Annotated in this window: 14 protein-coding genes; 10 read left to right on the plus strand and 4 right to left on the minus strand. The window is 59.4% G+C overall.

All coding sequences use genetic code 11. The features are described from left to right. Window positions 1-146: 146 nt before the first annotated feature. Window positions 147-1841 carry a lactate permease LctP family transporter gene (locus JZ00_RS17725; protein ID WP_039592334.1) on the minus strand — a complete coding sequence of 565 codons (1695 nt, stop codon included), beginning with the start codon at window positions 1839-1841 and terminating at the stop codon, window positions 147-149. A gap of 263 nt (window positions 1842-2104) precedes the next feature. On the opposite strand from JZ00_RS17725, the gene JZ00_RS17730 reads away from it, so the two are divergent. Continuing rightward, the gene (locus JZ00_RS17730; protein WP_039592333.1) at window positions 2105-2872 is read left to right on the plus strand and encodes an FCD domain-containing protein; all 768 of its coding nucleotides are present in this window, start codon (window positions 2105-2107) and stop codon (window positions 2870-2872) included. Window positions 2873-2929: 57 nt separating this feature from the next. Here JZ00_RS17730 and smpB read toward each other — a convergent pair whose 3' ends face one another. Further along, on the minus strand, window positions 2930-3412 hold the full coding sequence (gene smpB / locus JZ00_RS17735; RefSeq protein WP_030139770.1) for an SsrA-binding protein SmpB: 483 nt from the start codon (window positions 3410-3412) through the stop codon (window positions 2930-2932). 118 nt (window positions 3413-3530) lie between these two features. Here smpB and JZ00_RS17740 point away from each other — a divergent pair, with 118 nt between their 5' ends. From JZ00_RS17740 to JZ00_RS17750, 3 genes are read left to right on the plus strand one after another with little or no spacing between them, the layout of a single operon-like run. Then, window positions 3531-4934, plus strand: coding sequence for a sodium-dependent transporter (locus tag JZ00_RS17740; RefSeq protein ID WP_039592398.1), 1404 nt, complete (start codon window positions 3531-3533; stop codon window positions 4932-4934). Between the two features lie 7 nt (window positions 4935-4941). After that, complete coding sequence (locus JZ00_RS17745; RefSeq protein ID WP_039592332.1) at window positions 4942-5385, plus strand: type II toxin-antitoxin system RatA family toxin; 444 nt, start codon at window positions 4942-4944, stop codon at window positions 5383-5385. Then, on the plus strand, window positions 5382-5681 hold the full coding sequence (locus JZ00_RS17750; protein ID WP_039592331.1) for an RnfH family protein: 300 nt from the start codon (window positions 5382-5384) through the stop codon (window positions 5679-5681). Before JZ00_RS17745 ends, JZ00_RS17750 begins: the two co-directional genes overlap by 4 nt. Before the next feature lie 62 nt (window positions 5682-5743). Here the strand turns inward: JZ00_RS17750 and bamE are convergent, their stop codons facing one another. Beyond that, complete coding sequence (gene bamE, locus JZ00_RS17755) at window positions 5744-6271, minus strand: outer membrane protein assembly factor BamE (protein ID WP_039592330.1); 528 nt, start codon at window positions 6269-6271, stop codon at window positions 5744-5746. A 97-nt stretch (window positions 6272-6368) separates the two neighbouring features. Here bamE and fur point away from each other — a divergent pair, with 97 nt between their 5' ends. Next, window positions 6369-6773 carry a ferric iron uptake transcriptional regulator gene (gene fur / locus JZ00_RS17760; protein ID WP_039592329.1) on the plus strand — a complete coding sequence of 135 codons (405 nt, stop codon included), beginning with the start codon at window positions 6369-6371 and terminating at the stop codon, window positions 6771-6773. 75 nt (window positions 6774-6848) lie between these two features. On the opposite strand, the gene recN is transcribed toward fur, so the two are convergent. Continuing rightward, the gene (gene recN / locus JZ00_RS17765; protein ID WP_039592328.1) at window positions 6849-8522 is read right to left on the minus strand and encodes a DNA repair protein RecN; all 1674 of its coding nucleotides are present in this window, start codon (window positions 8520-8522) and stop codon (window positions 6849-6851) included. Window positions 8523-8763: 241 nt separating this feature from the next. Here recN and grpE point away from each other — a divergent pair, with 241 nt between their 5' ends. From grpE to carA, 5 genes are all read left to right on the plus strand, one after another. Further along, window positions 8764-9330, plus strand: coding sequence for a nucleotide exchange factor GrpE (gene grpE / locus JZ00_RS17770; RefSeq protein WP_039592327.1), 567 nt, complete (start codon window positions 8764-8766; stop codon window positions 9328-9330). Between the two features lie 102 nt (window positions 9331-9432). Further along, entirely contained in the window at window positions 9433-11349 is a 1917-nt protein-coding gene (gene dnaK / locus JZ00_RS17775) for a molecular chaperone DnaK (RefSeq protein WP_039592326.1), read from the plus strand. A 290-nt stretch (window positions 11350-11639) separates the two neighbouring features. Beyond that, window positions 11640-12764: a molecular chaperone DnaJ gene (dnaJ, locus tag JZ00_RS17780; RefSeq protein ID WP_039592325.1), complete on the plus strand. Its 1125-nt coding sequence runs from the start codon at window positions 11640-11642 to the stop codon at window positions 12762-12764. A gap of 9 nt (window positions 12765-12773) precedes the next feature. Further along, window positions 12774-13580: a 4-hydroxy-tetrahydrodipicolinate reductase gene (gene dapB / locus JZ00_RS17785; RefSeq protein WP_039592324.1), complete on the plus strand. Its 807-nt coding sequence runs from the start codon at window positions 12774-12776 to the stop codon at window positions 13578-13580. 255 nt (window positions 13581-13835) lie between these two features. After that, window positions 13836-14972, plus strand: coding sequence for a glutamine-hydrolyzing carbamoyl-phosphate synthase small subunit (gene carA / locus JZ00_RS17790; protein ID WP_039592323.1), 1137 nt, complete (start codon window positions 13836-13838; stop codon window positions 14970-14972). Window positions 14973-15003 lie beyond the last annotated feature (31 nt).

Here is a 15003-nt window from a genome sequence, read left to right on the forward strand (position 1 = left end):
GCGTGTCTCCGGGTGGTCCCGGTTATCCGTCTGCTGAGGCTGCTGAATATAGAGAGGAAATCTTTCAGCAGCCTTGCAGACCCGGTTGTGAATAGCGGACGCCGATCACGGTTCGGCGTCGGTTCTTTCAGTATTTCGTGTAGTACTTAGTGAACCAGCATGCCGGTGAACCAGTAGGCCTGGGCCAGCGTGATCAGACCAACGATCGTTGCAAAGAATAGGCTGTGTTTCAGTGTGAAACGGAACAGATCGGATTCTTTGCCCACCAGCCCGGTCGCCGCACAAGCAACGGCGATCGATTGTGGCGAGATCATCTTGCCGGTCACGCCGCCGCTGGTATTGGCCGCTACCAGCAAGGTGTCGTTGACACCGATCTGGTGCGCGGTGGTCGCTTGCAGCGAACCGAACAGCGCGTTGGATGAGGTATCGGAGCCTGTCAGGAACACGCCCAGCCAACCGAGGAATGGCGAGAAGAATGGGAATGCTGCGCCAGTTCCGGCCAACACCAGGGCCATGGTGGAAGACATGCCCGAGAAGTTGGTGACGAAGGCGAACGCCAGCACCATGCCGATGGACAGGATCGGCCAGCGCAATTCAAAAAGCGTCTCTTTAAAAGTGGTAAGACCAGTTCTGAAGTTGATCTTCAGCACCAGCATCGAGATCAGCGCTGAGAAAAAAATCGCTGTGCCGGTGGCCGAAATCGGATCGAGCTTGAACACCGCCGGGATGGCGGTCGGGTTCACCACGATTGGCGCGGACTTGATCACCAGTTGGTCCAGGTGCGGGATCGCGAAGTTGAACACCCAGCCGTACATCGAGCCCCCCGCGGCGAACATCGCCTTGAATGGCTTCAACGTCCAGATTGTCACCAGTACGGTAAGGATCAGGAACGGCGACCAGGCCTTGATGATTTCTCCCAGGCTGTAGGGCGACGCCACGGTGCTGCGAGGCTGGCCGAAACCGCCGGCGCTGGCGGTGATGGCTGCGCTGGAGGTTGCACCGGCAATCTGGGCGCCGGCGGTACGCTTGGGCTGCCAGACTTTCAGGAACAGCGTCAGGGAGACCAGGCTGGCCAGGGCCGAGGTGATGTCCGGCAGTTCCGGGCCAATGAAGTTCGACGTGAAGTATTGGGTGATGGCAAAACTCAAGCCCGCCACCAGGGCGGCTGGCCAGGTTTCTCGCACGCCGCGCAGGCCATCCATCATAAAGACCAGCCAGAACGGCACGAACAGTGACAGCAGTGGCAGCTGTCGACCGGTCATGGCGCCGATCTTGAACGCATCGATGCCGGTGACTTGGCCGGCCACGATAATCGGGATTCCCAGTGCGCCGAATGCCACGGGGGCGGTGTTGGCGATCAGGCACAGGCCGGCGGCATAGAGGGGGTTGAAGCCCAGGCCCACCAGCAAGGCGGCGGTAATCGCGACGGGCGCGCCGAAGCCGGCGGCACCTTCCAGGAAGGCACCGAAGCAGAAGCCGATCAGCAGCACTTGCAGGCGTTGGTCGTCGGTAATCGACAGCACCGAGCTGCGAATCACCTCGAACTGGCCGCTCTTGACGGTCAGTTTGTAGAGGAATACCGCGGCAACGATGATCCAGGCGATAGGCCACAGCCCATACGCAAAGCCATAGCCCGCCGCTGCGAGCGCCATGTCCGCAGGCATTTGGAACGCGAAGATCGCAACCGCGATCGCCAGTGCCAAGGTGATGCTGCCGGCCACGTGCCCCTTGAGGCGGAACACCGCCAGGGCAAGAAAGAAGAAAACGATGGGAATGACGGCCGCGAGTGCGGACAAGCCTAGGCTGCCGAGCGGACTGTAAAGCTGTTGCCAGGTTTGCATAGTGGGTGAGCCCCTAATTGTTGTTGGTCAGGCACTGGTCAGCGGTTTTGGATAATTGGTAATACCAATTTACAAGCGCTGTCGGCTAGGGTAAAAGCCTTGGTTGCCGTGTGTCAATTTGCCGCCCTGAAACTTTCGTCGAATAAACGGTGCAGATGGCATCTGATCTGGTCGGAATGGGTGGTTTTGGTGGGTGTGGATAAGGTCCGGATGGGCCAGAATAGACAGCCCGGCGAGCCGTCGGGATCGTGGAGAATGGAGTTATGGGGTTTGATCAGATTCGTCAGCGCCGTTTGTCTGACGATATTGTCGAGCGGCTTGAGGGCATGATCCTTGAGGGCACGTTGAAATCGGGCGAGCGATTGCCGGCCGAGCGGACCCTGGCCGAGCAGTTCGGCGTGTCACGTCCGTCGTTGCGCGAAGCGATCCAGAAGCTGACGGCCAAAGGCTTGCTGATCAGTCGCCAGGGCGGCGGCAACTACGTGGTGGAGTCGCTGGGCTCGACCTTCAGTGATCCGTTGCTGCAGCTCTTGGAAAGCAATCCCGAGGCACAGCGCGACTTATTGGAGTTCCGTCATACCCTGGAAGCGTCCTGTGCCTATTACGCAGCAATGCGGGCCACGGAAGTGGATCGCGAGCGGCTGACGGCGGCCTTCGATGAATTGCAGGATTGTTACGCGCGTCACGACGAGGTGAGCCGGGCGGAGGAGGGTGCCGCGGATGCCCGCTTTCACCTGGCGATCGCCGAGGCCAGCCACAACGCTGTCTTGCTCCACACGATTCGCGGACTGTTCGACCTGCTCAAGCGCAATGTGGTGACCAACATCGGCGGCATGTACAAGCAACGCAGCGAGACGCGCGACATGCTGATAAGTCAGCATCGCGAGCTGTACCAAGCCATCATGGACGGGCACGCCGAGCTGGCGCGGGAAGTCTCCAGCCGACATATCTTGTACGTGCAGGAAGTCTTGGAGGAGGTGCGTCAGGAAGTGCAACGGGTGGCGCGGGCCGAGCGGCGCAAGGGCATTTGAAATGCCTGCTGGATCTGTGGGAGCGACCAGGCTCGCTCCCACCCTTGATCCAGGGCGTTAGTCTTCCTTGCCCTTGTTGCGCACCGCACGCTGCAGCTCGCGACCGGCATCGCGCTCGCGTTCGGTATCGCGCTTGTCGTATTCCTTCTTGCCCTTGCCCAGCGCGATCTCGCACTTGATCAAGTGCTTGCTCCAGTACAGCGACGTACAGACGCAGGCATAACCCTTCTGCTGCACGGAGGCGAAGAGCTTCTCCAGCTCGCGCTTGTTGAGCAGCAGCTTGCGCGAGCGCACAGGATCGGCGATGACGTGGGTGCTGGCGGTGGTCAGCGGCGTGATATGACTGCCCAGCAGCCATGCTTCGCCGTCCTTGAGCAAGACATAACTGTCGACCAGTTGCGCCTTGCCGGCACGCAAGCTCTTTACTTCCCAGCCGGCCAGGACCATGCCAGCCTCGAAACGTTGTTCGATGAAGTAATCGTGTCGCGCCTTTTTGTTTTGCGCGATGGTCCCTGTGGGGTGTTTCTTCTGTTTAGCCATAGGGGCGGCATTATAGGCAGTTGCGTGCGTGTCGGCTACGGTGAAGCTGTGTGCTTGAGCAGGTTGCATGAATCCCGGACAATGCGGCCTCTTTTTTGAACGCTTGGGCGTGATCACGATGTCGACAGACAAGGTTTCTGTCCACGGCAGTTGGGCTAGCCGCTGGGTCTTCATATTCGCCGCGACCGGTTCGGCCGTAGGGCTGGGTAGTATCTGGAAGTTTCCGTACATGGTCGGCGTCTATGGCGGCGGTGCCTTCGTGCTGATGTTCCTGGCGTGCATCGCGCTTATCGGCGCGCCGGTCATGTTGGCTGAGACGTTGATCGGCCGTCGCGCCCGGCAAAGTCCGGCCAACGCCTTGAAGGTGCTGGCTGTGGAGGCGGGTCACTCGTCGAAGTGGTCCTGGGGCGCATTCGCCGGGATGATCACGGCGCTGTTGATCTTGTCGTTCTACAGCGTGGTCGGTGGCTGGTCGCTGGACTACATCATCGACATGGGGCGCGGGGATTTCCAGAACGCGACGCCCGATCAGGTCGGTGCCTATTTCGGCAATGTGATTGCCGATCCCTGGAGGCTGACGCTTTGGCACACACTGTTCATGGTGCTATCCGCCGTAGTGATCGCCCGCGGTGTCGTCGCGGGGCTTGAGCGCAGCCTGCGAATCATGATGCCGCTGCTGTTCGTGATGATCCTGGTGCTGCTGGGCTACAGCATGACCACCGGGCACTTCATGGAGGGCGTGCATTTCATGTTCGATTTCCAGCCGGAAAAAGTCATGGATGGATTGCTGCCGGCCATGGGACACGCATTTTTCTCCCTGAGCGTGGGGGTCGGTTCGATCATGATCTACGGCGCCTACATGCCCAAGAGCGCCTCTCTCACCAAGACCGTCGTCGGCGTTGCGTTGTTGGATACCTTTGTGTCGCTGCTGGCTGGGGTGGCATTGTTTCCGATTGTGTTTGCTGCCGGCCTGAACCCCAGCGAGGGGCCGGGGCTGATGTTTGTCAGCCTGCCATTTGCCTTCGGCAGCATGGCATTCGGCCAAGTGATGGGCGTGGTGTTTTTTGTCCTGGTGGCCATCGCCGCCTGGAGCTCGGCCATTTCCCTGCTTGAGCCGATGGTGGCTTATCTGGTGGAGCGAACCCGCCTCAGTCGTGCCTGGGTGACTTTCTGGCTGGCCTTCACTTGCTGGTTCGTGGGGTTGGGTACGGTTTTTTCCTTCAATATATGGAAGCAGGCGAAGTTTTTCGTGAACGAAGGCGGCCAGTTTCACCTCTACCAGTGGGGAGCGACCGGAGGGCTGGATTTCTTCGGGGTGATTGATTTCTTCACATCGCGGATCATGTTGCCATTGGGCGGTTTGTGTTTCGTGGTGTTTGCAGGGTGGGTCATGGGGCGTGAAGCCGTGCGTGATGAGTTGTCGCTACGCAGCCCTGTATTGTTCGCCTTGAGTCTGTTCTTGATGCGCTATGTAGCGCCCATTGGCATTCTTGTAGTGTTTGCCGCCCAGCTGTGGAAGTGACGCTTACATGACGACACATATTCAACGCTCGGCCCTGCTGCCCTATCCGGCCCAGGCGCTGTACGACTTGGTCAACGACGTGGCGAGTTACCCGCAATTCCTGCCCTGGTGCTCATCCGCCGAGGTGCTCGAAAGCTCCGAAACCCATATGCGCGCCAGCCTCAACGTCGCCAAGGGTGGGTTGAGCCAGCACTTTGTCACTCGCAACACCTTGGTGCCGGGTCAGTCCATCGAGATGAACCTTGAGGAAGGGCCTTTCAATCAGCTCCATGGCGTCTGGGTGTTCAAGGCGCTGGGTGATAAAGCCTGCAAGATCAGCCTGGACCTGTCGTTCGACTACGCCGGGCCACTGGTGCGAGCGACATTGGGCCCCCTGTTCAATCAGGCGGCCAATACCTTGGTCGACGCTTTTTGCCAGCGGGCCAAGCAGAATGCCGAGCTCAAACCTTGATCGAGATCGAAGTGGTGTATGCCGGTGTCAATCGCCAGGTATTGCGTCGAATCGCGGTTGAGGATGGGACATCTGTTCGTGCTGCGGTAATGGCGTCGGGTATCGCTGCCGAGTTTCCTGAGCTGGATTTAACGACGAGTCCTGTCGGGATTTTTGGTCGGGTGGTGGCGGATCCGGATCGTCAGTTGGTACAGCCGGACGATCGCCTTGAGATTTACCGGCCGTTGTTGGCTGACCCCAAGGAAACTCGTCGCCTGCGGGCCGCCAAGGCAGCTCAGGCTCGTCAAGCGGAGTAGGGTGCCGGCTTGGATTCCAGGCAATAAAAAACCCGGCATGCCGGGTTTTTTTGTGTCGCGGTTTACTGCGGCGAGGTATCCAGAGGTTCTGGCGTCGGGACAGGTACAGTCTCGACGTTGTCGACGTCCTTCTGGATCTGGTCCAGCAGCGAACCTGGCTTGGCCGGTTTTTCCGGTTTTGGCTGTTCGGTGTTCTGGGTCGGGTCGGTGACCGTGGTGCCGCTATCCTTGCCCATGATGGCTTCGTCGCGGCTCACGCCAGGCATGAAATCACCCGACAGGCTGACGAGTTGGTCATTGGCGTTGAAAATAACGCTGATGCGTTCCTGCTGCCGCTCGCCGCCACCTGGCTGCAAGCTGTACAGGTAATCCCAGCGATCGGCATGAAACGTGTCGGTCAACAGGGGGTTGCCCATGATAAACCGTACTTGCCGGCGGGTCATTCCCGGGCGTAACTGGTCTATCATGTCCTGCGTGACGACATTGCCCTGCTGGATGTCGATTTTGTAAACCCCGGGGAATGAACAACCGGCGAGTGCGAGCAGTCCCACGAAGGTGAAACTGGTTAGCAAGAGCTTGGTGTTTTGCATCGGTGGGCGACTTCCACTATCTTGGCTGGGACAACGTAAACACCGATCATACCCGCATTAAGAGAAGCTGCGAAGCAGCATCGCGAGAAAGCTGACCATGGTTGAAAATAGCGAACTACGCAAAGCCGGCCTCAAAGTGACCCTGCCACGGGTCAAGATTCTGCAAATGCTCGATTCTGCTGAGCAACGCCACATGAGTGCCGAAGACGTCTACAAGGCGCTCATGGAAGCTGGCGAGGATGTCGGTCTGGCCACGGTCTACCGTGTCTTGACTCAATTCGAAGCTGCCGGGTTGGTTGCTCGCCATAACTTTGATGGCGGTCATGCGGTCTTCGAATTGGCTGACGGGGAGCACCATGACCATATGGTGGATGTAGAGACCCGTGAAGTTATCGAATTCATCAGTCCTGAAATCGAAAAGCTACAAAAGGCGATTGCCGAGGAGCATGGTTTCGAGCTGATCGATCACCATCTCGTCCTGCACGTACGTAAGCGTAAATAAGCTTGTAGCGTGGGCCTAGGCCATCAAAACGAAAGAAGGCGACCCTCGGGTCGCCTTCTTTCGTTACGGCATCTTTCAGATTTTTGCAGCCACCACCATTTTTTTTGCGTGAGCCAAGGATTCCTTGGTCAGGTCTATTCCTCCCAACATCCGAGCGACCTCTTCCACACGCTCATTTTTGTTGAGCTTGGACACGGCAGTGCGGGTAGCGTCTTCACCGCGAACCTTGTGTACGAATAAATGTTGGTGGCCCTGGGCGGCGACTTGGGGCAGGTGAGTGACCGTCAGGACCTGTCCGCGCTCACCCAGTCGGCGCAGCAGCTGGCCGACAATTTCTGCTGTAGGGCCGCCAATGCCAACGTCCACTTCGTCGAATACCAGCGTCGGCACTCGCGATGTCTGCGCCGTGATGACCTGGATGGCCAGGCTGATGCGCGACAGCTCGCCGCCGGACGCCACTTTTGCCAATGCCTTGAGCGGTTGCCCGGGGTTGGCGCTGACCAGCAGTTCCACTTGCTCCAGCCCGTTAGGCAGAAGCTCGTCACCACCGTTGGGGTGCAGTTCGATGGTGAATCGGCCGCCTGGCATGCCCAGGCGCTGGATCTCCTGTTCCACCGCGCTCGCCAGGCCGGTTGCGGCTTGTCTGCGCAGTTCGCTGAGTTCCTTGGCCTTTTCCTGGTAATGGCGTGCATAGGATGCCAGTTCATCCCCGAGCCGCTCGATGGACTCGTCATTGGCGTTCAGGGTTTCAAGTTCTTCCAGCAGGCGTTGCTGAAGTTCGACGACTTCGGTTGGCTGGACGCGATGCTTACGGGCCAGTGTATAGATAGTGTCCAGACGCTCTTCCAGATATTGCAGGCGTGCCGGGTCGGCATCGAAATGGTCGAGGAAGCGGTTCAGCTCCCCGACGGCTTCTTCGACCTGGATCTGCGCGCTGGTCAGCAGGTTACTCGCTTCGCCCAGGGCTCCTACGGAATGGCTGACGCTGGAAAGTCGGTTAAGGCTCGCGGTCAGTGCGCTGAGCACGTTTCCGGAATCGCTTTCGCTACATTGCTCGACCACTTGTCGGCATACGCCCAGGAGTGCCTCGGCATTGGTCAGGTTCTTATGTTCCTGCTCCAGTTCCTGCAGTTCGTTTTCACCCAGGGCCAGGTTCTCCAGCTCTTCGAGCTGATAACTCAACAATTGGTGGCGGGCCCGTTGTTCATCGCCTGAGTTGGAAAGTCGATCCAGCTCCTGCCGGGTCTGCCGCCAGCGTTGGGCCGCCAATTGAACCTGGCGGGCGAGGTCGGTAGCTCCAGCGTACTCGTCGAGCAGGCGACGATGGGTATCGGTCTTGAGCAGGGATTGGTGTTCATGCTGGCTGTGGATATCGATCAGCAGCTCGCCGAGGGCCTTGAGGTCGCCTAGGGGGCAAGGGGTGCCGTTGATATAGCCACGGGAGCGGCCCTCGGCGGTGATGACCCGACGCAGGATGCACAGGCCGTCGGTGTCCAGGTCGCGCTCGGCCAGCCATGTGCTGGCCTCCTGGATGTCGACCAGGTCGAACGTCGCCAGGATGTCGGCCTTGTCCGCTCCGGGACGTACCACGCCGCTATCGGCGCGGTCGCCCAGCGTCAGGCCCAGAGCGTCGAGCATGATCGACTTGCCCGCGCCGGTTTCCCCGGTGATCACGCTCATGCCTCGATCGAGTTCGAGGTCGAGGTGTTCGACGATGGCGTAGTTATGTACGGACAGGTGCACCAGCATAAGGCCGCTCCCAGGCGTTAGGTCTGGTTATTTATACAGTGTTTTGTTTGAGGCTGACAATGCCTGCGCTTAGCTCGTTTTGCTTGGTCCGATAGAATTCTTAGCGCTGCTGGGAATGATCATGCTGCTGTCTTTTGTAGGGTTAATTCGTCAGGTCGCCCTTGAAGCTGGAAAACCCGGCCCCATATACCGGGGCAGAAGCGCGAGTCGAGCTCGCGGACGAAATTGAAAGGAGAAAACTATGGCTGACGAACAGACGCAGGATACGCAAAATCTAGACGCCAATCAGGCTCCCCAGGATTCGGGCGAAGACCTGGCGGCACGTGTACAAGTGCTCGAGGAGCAACTGGCCGGTGCGCAGGATCAGGCGCTGCGTGTAGCCGCCGACCTGCAGAACGTCCGCCGTCGCGCCGAGCAAGATGTGGAAAAGGCCCACAAATTCGCCTTGGAGCGTTTTGCCGGTGACCTGCTGCCGATCATCGATAGCCTGGAGCGCGGGCTGGAGTTGTCCAATCCTGATGATGAAAACATCCGCCCGATGCGTGAAGGCATCGAGCTGACGCTGAAAATGTTCCAGGACACCCTCAAGCGTTATCAGCTTGAAGCAATTGATCCGCACGGCGAGCCGTTCAATGCCGAACACCACCAGGCGATGGCAATGCAGGAAAGTGCCGACGTCGAGCCAAACAGTGTGTTGAAGGTTTTCCAGAAGGGCTACTTGCTCAACGGTCGCTTGCTGCGCCCGGCCATGGTTGTGGTCAGCAAGGCGCCAGCGCCGGTTTCGCCTTCAATTGATGAGCAGGCTTGAAATCGGGCGCAACGGCCCCCATTAAGAAGTCAAGCGTTTAAGTGCTACCGCAGTTAGCCACCACTGCTGCGGCAACAAAATCCAAGTTCCGGGAGAGTTAACATGGGCAAGATTATCGGTATCGACCTGGGGACCACCAACTCGTGCGTCTCCGTGCTGGAAAACGGCAAGGCCAAGGTTATTGAAAACGCTGAAGGCGCGCGCACCACGCCGTCGATCATCGCTTACGCCAACGATGGCGAAATTCTGGTTGGCCAGTCGGCCAAGCGTCAGGCTGTGACCAACCCGCATAACACCCTTTACGCGGTGAAGCGTCTGATCGGTCGCAAGTTCGACGAAGAAGTCGTTCAAAAAGACATCAAGATGGTGCCTTACAAAGTCGCCAAGGCTGACAATGGCGACGCATGGGTTGAAGTGAACGGCCAAAAAATGGCGCCGCCACAGATCTCTGCGGAAATCCTCAAGAAGATGAAGAAGACCGCCGAAGATTACCTCGGCGAGCCGGTGACTGAGGCGGTCATCACCGTTCCGGCCTACTTCAACGACAGCCAGCGCCAGGCAACCAAAGACGCCGGCCGCATCGCAGGCCTGGACGTAAAACGCATCATCAACGAACCTACCGCGGCTGCTCTGGCCTACGGCATGGACAAGGCCAAGGGCGATCACACCGTGATCGTTTATGACCTGGGTGGCGGTACCTTCGACGTTTCCGTGATCGAAATCGCCGAAGTCGACGGCGAGCATCAGTTCGAAGTGCTGGCAACCAACGGCGACACGTTCCTGGGTGGTGAAGACTTCGACATCCGCCTGATCGACTACCTCGTCGATGAGTTCAAGAAAGAAAGCGGCATGAACCTCAAGGGTGACCCGCTGGCCATGCAGCGCCTGAAAGAAGCCGCTGAAAAAGCCAAGATCGAGCTGTCTTCGAGCCAGTCGACCGACGTGAACCTGCCGTACATTACCGCAGACGCCACCGGTCCTAAGCACCTGAACGTGAAAATTTCCCGCGCCAAGCTTGAAGCGCTGGTGGAAGACCTGGTTCAGCGCACCATCGAACCTTGCCGCATCGCGATGAAAGACGCCGGCATCGACGTTGGCTCCATCAACGACGTGATTCTGGTCGGCGGTCAGACCCGTATGCCGCTGGTGCAGAAGCTGGTAACCGATTTCTTCGGCAAGGAAGCTCGTAAGGATGTGAACCCTGACGAAGCCGTTGCCATGGGTGCTGCCATCCAGGGCGCCGTTCTGGCCGGTGACGTTAAAGACGTTCTGCTGCTCGACGTCAGCCCGCTGACCCTGGGTATCGAAACCATGGGTGGCGTGATGACCGCGCTGATCGAGAAAAACACCACGATTCCTACCAAGAAATCCCAGGTGTTCTCGACCGCTGACGACAACCAGAGCGCCGTGACCATCCACGTGCTGCAAGGCGAGCGCAAGCAAGCTGCCCAGAACAAGTCCTTGGGCAAGTTCGACCTGGCCGAGATTCCACCAGCGCCACGTGGCGTGCCACAAATCGAAGTGACCTTCGACATTGACGCCAACGGCATCCTGCACGTCGGCGCGAAAGACAAGGCCACCGGCAAGACCCAGTCGATCGTGATCAAGGCCAACTCCGGTCTGTCCGAGGAAGAGATCCAGCAGATGGTTCGCGATGCTGAAGTCAACGCCGAGGAAGACCGCAAGTTCGAGGAGCTGGCAAGCGCCCGTAACCAGGGTGATGCGCTGGTGCACTCGACTCGCAAGATGGTTGCCGATGCTGGCGAGAAAGTGACTGCGGAAGAGAAAACCGCTATCGAAGCGGCCGTGGTTGCCCTGGAAGCTGCCGTCAAAGGCGACGACAAGGCGGCCATCGAAGCGAAGATCGAAGAGCTGTCGAAAGTCTCCGCGCCAGTGGCTCAGAAGATGTATGCCGAGCAGGCCCAGCCCGCCGAAGGTGCTGCGCAGCAAGGCGAATCGGCTGAAAAAGCCGACGACGTTGTCGACGCTGAGTTCGAAGAAGTGAAAGACAACAAGTAATCGCTTGTTGGTCGGCCGGTTGACTGCGTTTGTGCGGTGGCTGGTAGGATGTCGCCGCGCGGGAGCTTGCTCCCGCGTTGGCGTGTCTGGAGGCAGCGAATTTTTACAGCATGCGACAAAGCTCGGGTGCTGACGGTGTGTTCGGGAATGCTCCTGCTTTCCGGGCGATATGCGCCGAGACCAGGATCGTTGAATCGACGTGAGTTGGGTCCGGGCCTGTATTGGGGCCCAACGAGTTTGGCGAGGCTCAGGAGAGGTTGGCCGAACGTCCTATAAGAGTGCAAAGACTAATGGCAAAACGTGATTTTTACGAAGTATTGGGTGTTGAGCGGGGGGCCAGCGAGGCAGAGCTGAAAAAGGCCTATCGTCGCCTGGCGATGAAGCACCACCCGGACCGTAACCCCGGCGACAAGGCTTCGGAAGAGATGTTCAAGGAGGCCAACGAGGCCTATGAAGTCCTGTCCGATTCCAGCAAGCGCGCGGCTTACGACCAGTACGGCCATGCCGGCGTCGACCCAAGCATGGGTGGCGGCGGTGCCGGTTTCGGCGGACAGAACTTCTCCGATATTTTCGGTGATGTGTTCAGCGATTTCTTTGGTGGCGGCCGCGGCGGTGCCCGTGGGGGTGCCCAGCGTGGCAGTGACCTGCGCTATACGCTGGAGTTGAACCTGGAAGAAGCGGTGCGCGGTACTACCGTCAATATCCGCGTGCCGACGTTGGTCAATTGCAAACCGTGCGATGGCTCGGGTGCCAAGAAGGGCTCCTCGCCCGTGACCTGCCCGACTTGCGGCGGGATTGGCCAGGTCCGCATGCAGCAGGGCTTCTTCTCGGTCCAGCAGACCTGCCCGCGCTGTCACGGCCAGGGCAAGATCATTTCCGATCCGTGCGACTCCTGCCACGGTGAAGGACGTGTCGAAGAGTACAAGACGCTGTCGGTCAAGGTGCCGGCTGGTGTCGACACCGGCGACCGCATTCGCTTGTCCGGCGAAGGTGAAGCGGGTGCCCAGGGTGGCCCGACCGGCGACCTGTATGTGGTGATCAACGTGCGCGAGCACGCGATTTTCCAGCGCGACGGCAAGCACCTGTTCTGCGAAGTGCCGATCAGCTTCGTCGATGCAGCCTTGGGCGGCGAGCTGGAAATTCCGACCCTCGACGGCCGCGTCAAACTGAAAATTCCCGAGGGTACGCAGACCGGCAAGCAGTTCCGGATTCGCGGCAAGGGCGTGGCGCCGGTGCGTGGTGGTGGCGCCGGCGACCTGATGTGCCGCGTGGCGGTGGAAACCCCGGTCAACCTGGGGCGGCGTCAGCGTGAACTGTTGGAAGAGTTCCGCAACTCCCTGGCTGATGACAACAGTCATTCCCCGAAGACTACTGGTTGGTTCGAAGGCGTGAAGCGCTTCTTCGGCGACCTGTAAGGAGTCCGCATGCGACGTATAGCTGTGATGGGCGCTGCGGGGCGCATGGGCAAGGCGCTGGTCGAGGCGGTGCAGCAGCGCTCGCCGCTTTCGGGCCTGACGGCTGCCATCGTGCGGCCCGACAGTACGTTGGTCGGTGCCGATGCTGGCGAGCTGGCCTCGCTGGGGCGTATCGGCGTGCCGATGTCCGGCGGCTTGGAAAAGGTGCTTGACGAGTTTGATGTCCTGATCGACTTCACCTTGCCGGACGTGATGCTGAAAAACCTCGCGATTTGCCGCAAGCATGGCAAGGCCATGGTCATCGGCACCACGGGGCTGGACGCTGCGCAAAAGCAGTTGCTGGCCGACGCGGGCAAAGACATCCCGATCGTATTCGCGGCGAATTTCAGTGTCGGCGTGAACCTGTCGCTGAAGTTGCTGGACTTGACCGCTCGGGTGCTGGGTGACGACGCGGATATCGAGATCATCGAGGCGCATCATCGGCACAAGATCGACGCGCCTTCGGGAACGGCGTTGCGCATGGGTGAAGTGATTGCCGATGCGCTGGGGCGTGATCTGCAGGAAGTGGCCGTGTATGGGCGTGAAGGGCATACCGGTGCCCGTGAGCGCGACACCATCGGTTTCGCCACGGTGCGCGGTGGCGATGTCGTCGGCGACCACACCGTGCTGTTCGCCACTGAAGGCGAGCGCCTGGAGATCACCCACAAGGCGTCGAGCCGGATGACTTTCGCCAAGGGTGCCGTACGTGCCGCGCTGTGGCTGGATGGCCGCGAGCCTGGTTTGTACGACATGCAAGACGTTCTCGACCTGCGTTGATGTCCCTGAAGACGGGGTTCAGGTTATACTGGGCCCCGTTTTACACCGCTTCGCGACGGCCTGTCGCATTCCCCTGCCTTTAAGGCTCATTAGCGGTGGACCAAAAAAGCCTTTTTCTGTAAGCTACAGCTTTAGTGTGTCCACTAAAAGCGCGCAGAATAATTCAGTGAACAAGCGGGGTGACGTGTCCATACGTCACTCCGCTTTTTTACAACCTGCGATCGCCCTTTCAGGCTTTATTTACGGGAGGTCTTCTTGACTAAGCCAGCCATACTCGCCCTTGCTGATGGCAGCATTTTTCGCGGCGAAGCCATTGGAGCCGACGGTCAGACCGTTGGTGAGGTGGTGTTTAACACCGCAATGACCGGCTATCAGGAAATTCTTACCGATCCTTCCTACGCCCAACAAATCGTTACCTTGACCTACCCGCACATTGGCAACACCGGTACCACGCCGGAAGACGCCGAGTCTGATCGTGTCTGGTCCGCTGGCCTCGTCATCCGTGACTTGCCGCTGGTAGCGAGCAACTGGCGTAACACGATGTCCCTCTCCGACTACCTGAAAGCCAACAACGTTGTGGCGATCGCCGGTATCGACACCCGCCGCCTGACCCGCATCCTTCGGGAAAAAGGCGCGCAGAACGGCTGCATCATGGCCGGTGACAATATTTCCGAAGAAGCCGCCATCGCCGCTGCCCAGGGGTTCCCTGGCCTCAAGGGCATGGACCTGGCAAAAGTCGTCAGCACCCAGAAGCAGTACGAATGGCGCTCCACGGTCTGGGACCTGAAGACCGACCGTCACGCGACGATCGAGGCTTCCGAACTGCCGTACCACGTGGTTGCCTACGACTACGGCGTCAAACTGAACATCCTGCGCATGCTGGTCGAGCGTGGTTGCCGCGTCACCGTGGTACCTGCGCAAACCCCGGCCGCCGACGTCCTGGCACTCAAGCCCGACGGCGTATTCCTGTCCAACGGTCCTGGTGATCCGGAGCCTTGCGACTACGCAATCCAGGCGATCAAGGATGTGCTGGAAACCGAGATCCCGGTCTTCGGTATCTGCCTCGGCCACCAGTTGCTGGCCCTGGCTTCGGGCGCCAAGACCCTGAAAATGGGCCACGGCCACCACGGTGCCAACCACCCGGTCCAGGACCTGGACACCGGCGTGGTGATGATCACCAGCCAGAACCATGGTTTCGCCGTGGATGAGGCGACCCTGCCGGCCAACGTCCGTGCGATCCACAAATCGCTGTTCGACGGCACGCTGCAAGGTATCGAGCGTACCGACAAGAGCGCGTTCAGCTTCCAGGGCCACCCTGAAGCGAGCCCGGGCCCGAACGATGTGGCGCCGCTGTTCGATCGCTTCATCAACGAGATGGCCAAGCGACGCTGACCGCGCGAAGCCCGAGGGCGGCCCCGAATGC

This window comes from Pseudomonas frederiksbergensis (assembly GCF_000802155.2).
Taxonomy (GTDB): Bacteria; Pseudomonadota; Gammaproteobacteria; order Pseudomonadales; family Pseudomonadaceae; genus Aquipseudomonas; species Aquipseudomonas frederiksbergensis_A.

Coding starts and splice junctions, on each gene's coding strand:
- JZ00_RS17725 (WP_039592334.1), bottom strand. CDS start 1,841: ATGCAAACCTGGCAACAGCTTTACAGTCCGCTCGGCAGCCTAGGCTTG.
- JZ00_RS17730 (WP_039592333.1), top strand. CDS start 2,105: ATGGGGTTTGATCAGATTCGTCAGCGCCGTTTGTCTGACGATATTGTC.
- smpB (WP_030139770.1), bottom strand. CDS start 3,412: ATGGCTAAACAGAAGAAACACCCCACAGGGACCATCGCGCAAAACAAA.
- JZ00_RS17740 (WP_039592398.1), top strand. CDS start 3,531: ATGTCGACAGACAAGGTTTCTGTCCACGGCAGTTGGGCTAGCCGCTGG.
- JZ00_RS17745 (WP_039592332.1), top strand. CDS start 4,942: ATGACGACACATATTCAACGCTCGGCCCTGCTGCCCTATCCGGCCCAG.
- bamE (WP_039592330.1), bottom strand. CDS start 6,271: ATGCAAAACACCAAGCTCTTGCTAACCAGTTTCACCTTCGTGGGACTG.
- fur (WP_039592329.1), top strand. CDS start 6,369: ATGGTTGAAAATAGCGAACTACGCAAAGCCGGCCTCAAAGTGACCCTG.
- recN (WP_039592328.1), bottom strand. CDS start 8,522: ATGCTGGTGCACCTGTCCGTACATAACTACGCCATCGTCGAACACCTC.
- grpE (WP_039592327.1), top strand. CDS start 8,764: ATGGCTGACGAACAGACGCAGGATACGCAAAATCTAGACGCCAATCAG.
- dnaK (WP_039592326.1), top strand. CDS start 9,433: ATGGGCAAGATTATCGGTATCGACCTGGGGACCACCAACTCGTGCGTC.
- dnaJ (WP_039592325.1), top strand. CDS start 11,640: ATGGCAAAACGTGATTTTTACGAAGTATTGGGTGTTGAGCGGGGGGCC.
- dapB (WP_039592324.1), top strand. CDS start 12,774: ATGCGACGTATAGCTGTGATGGGCGCTGCGGGGCGCATGGGCAAGGCG.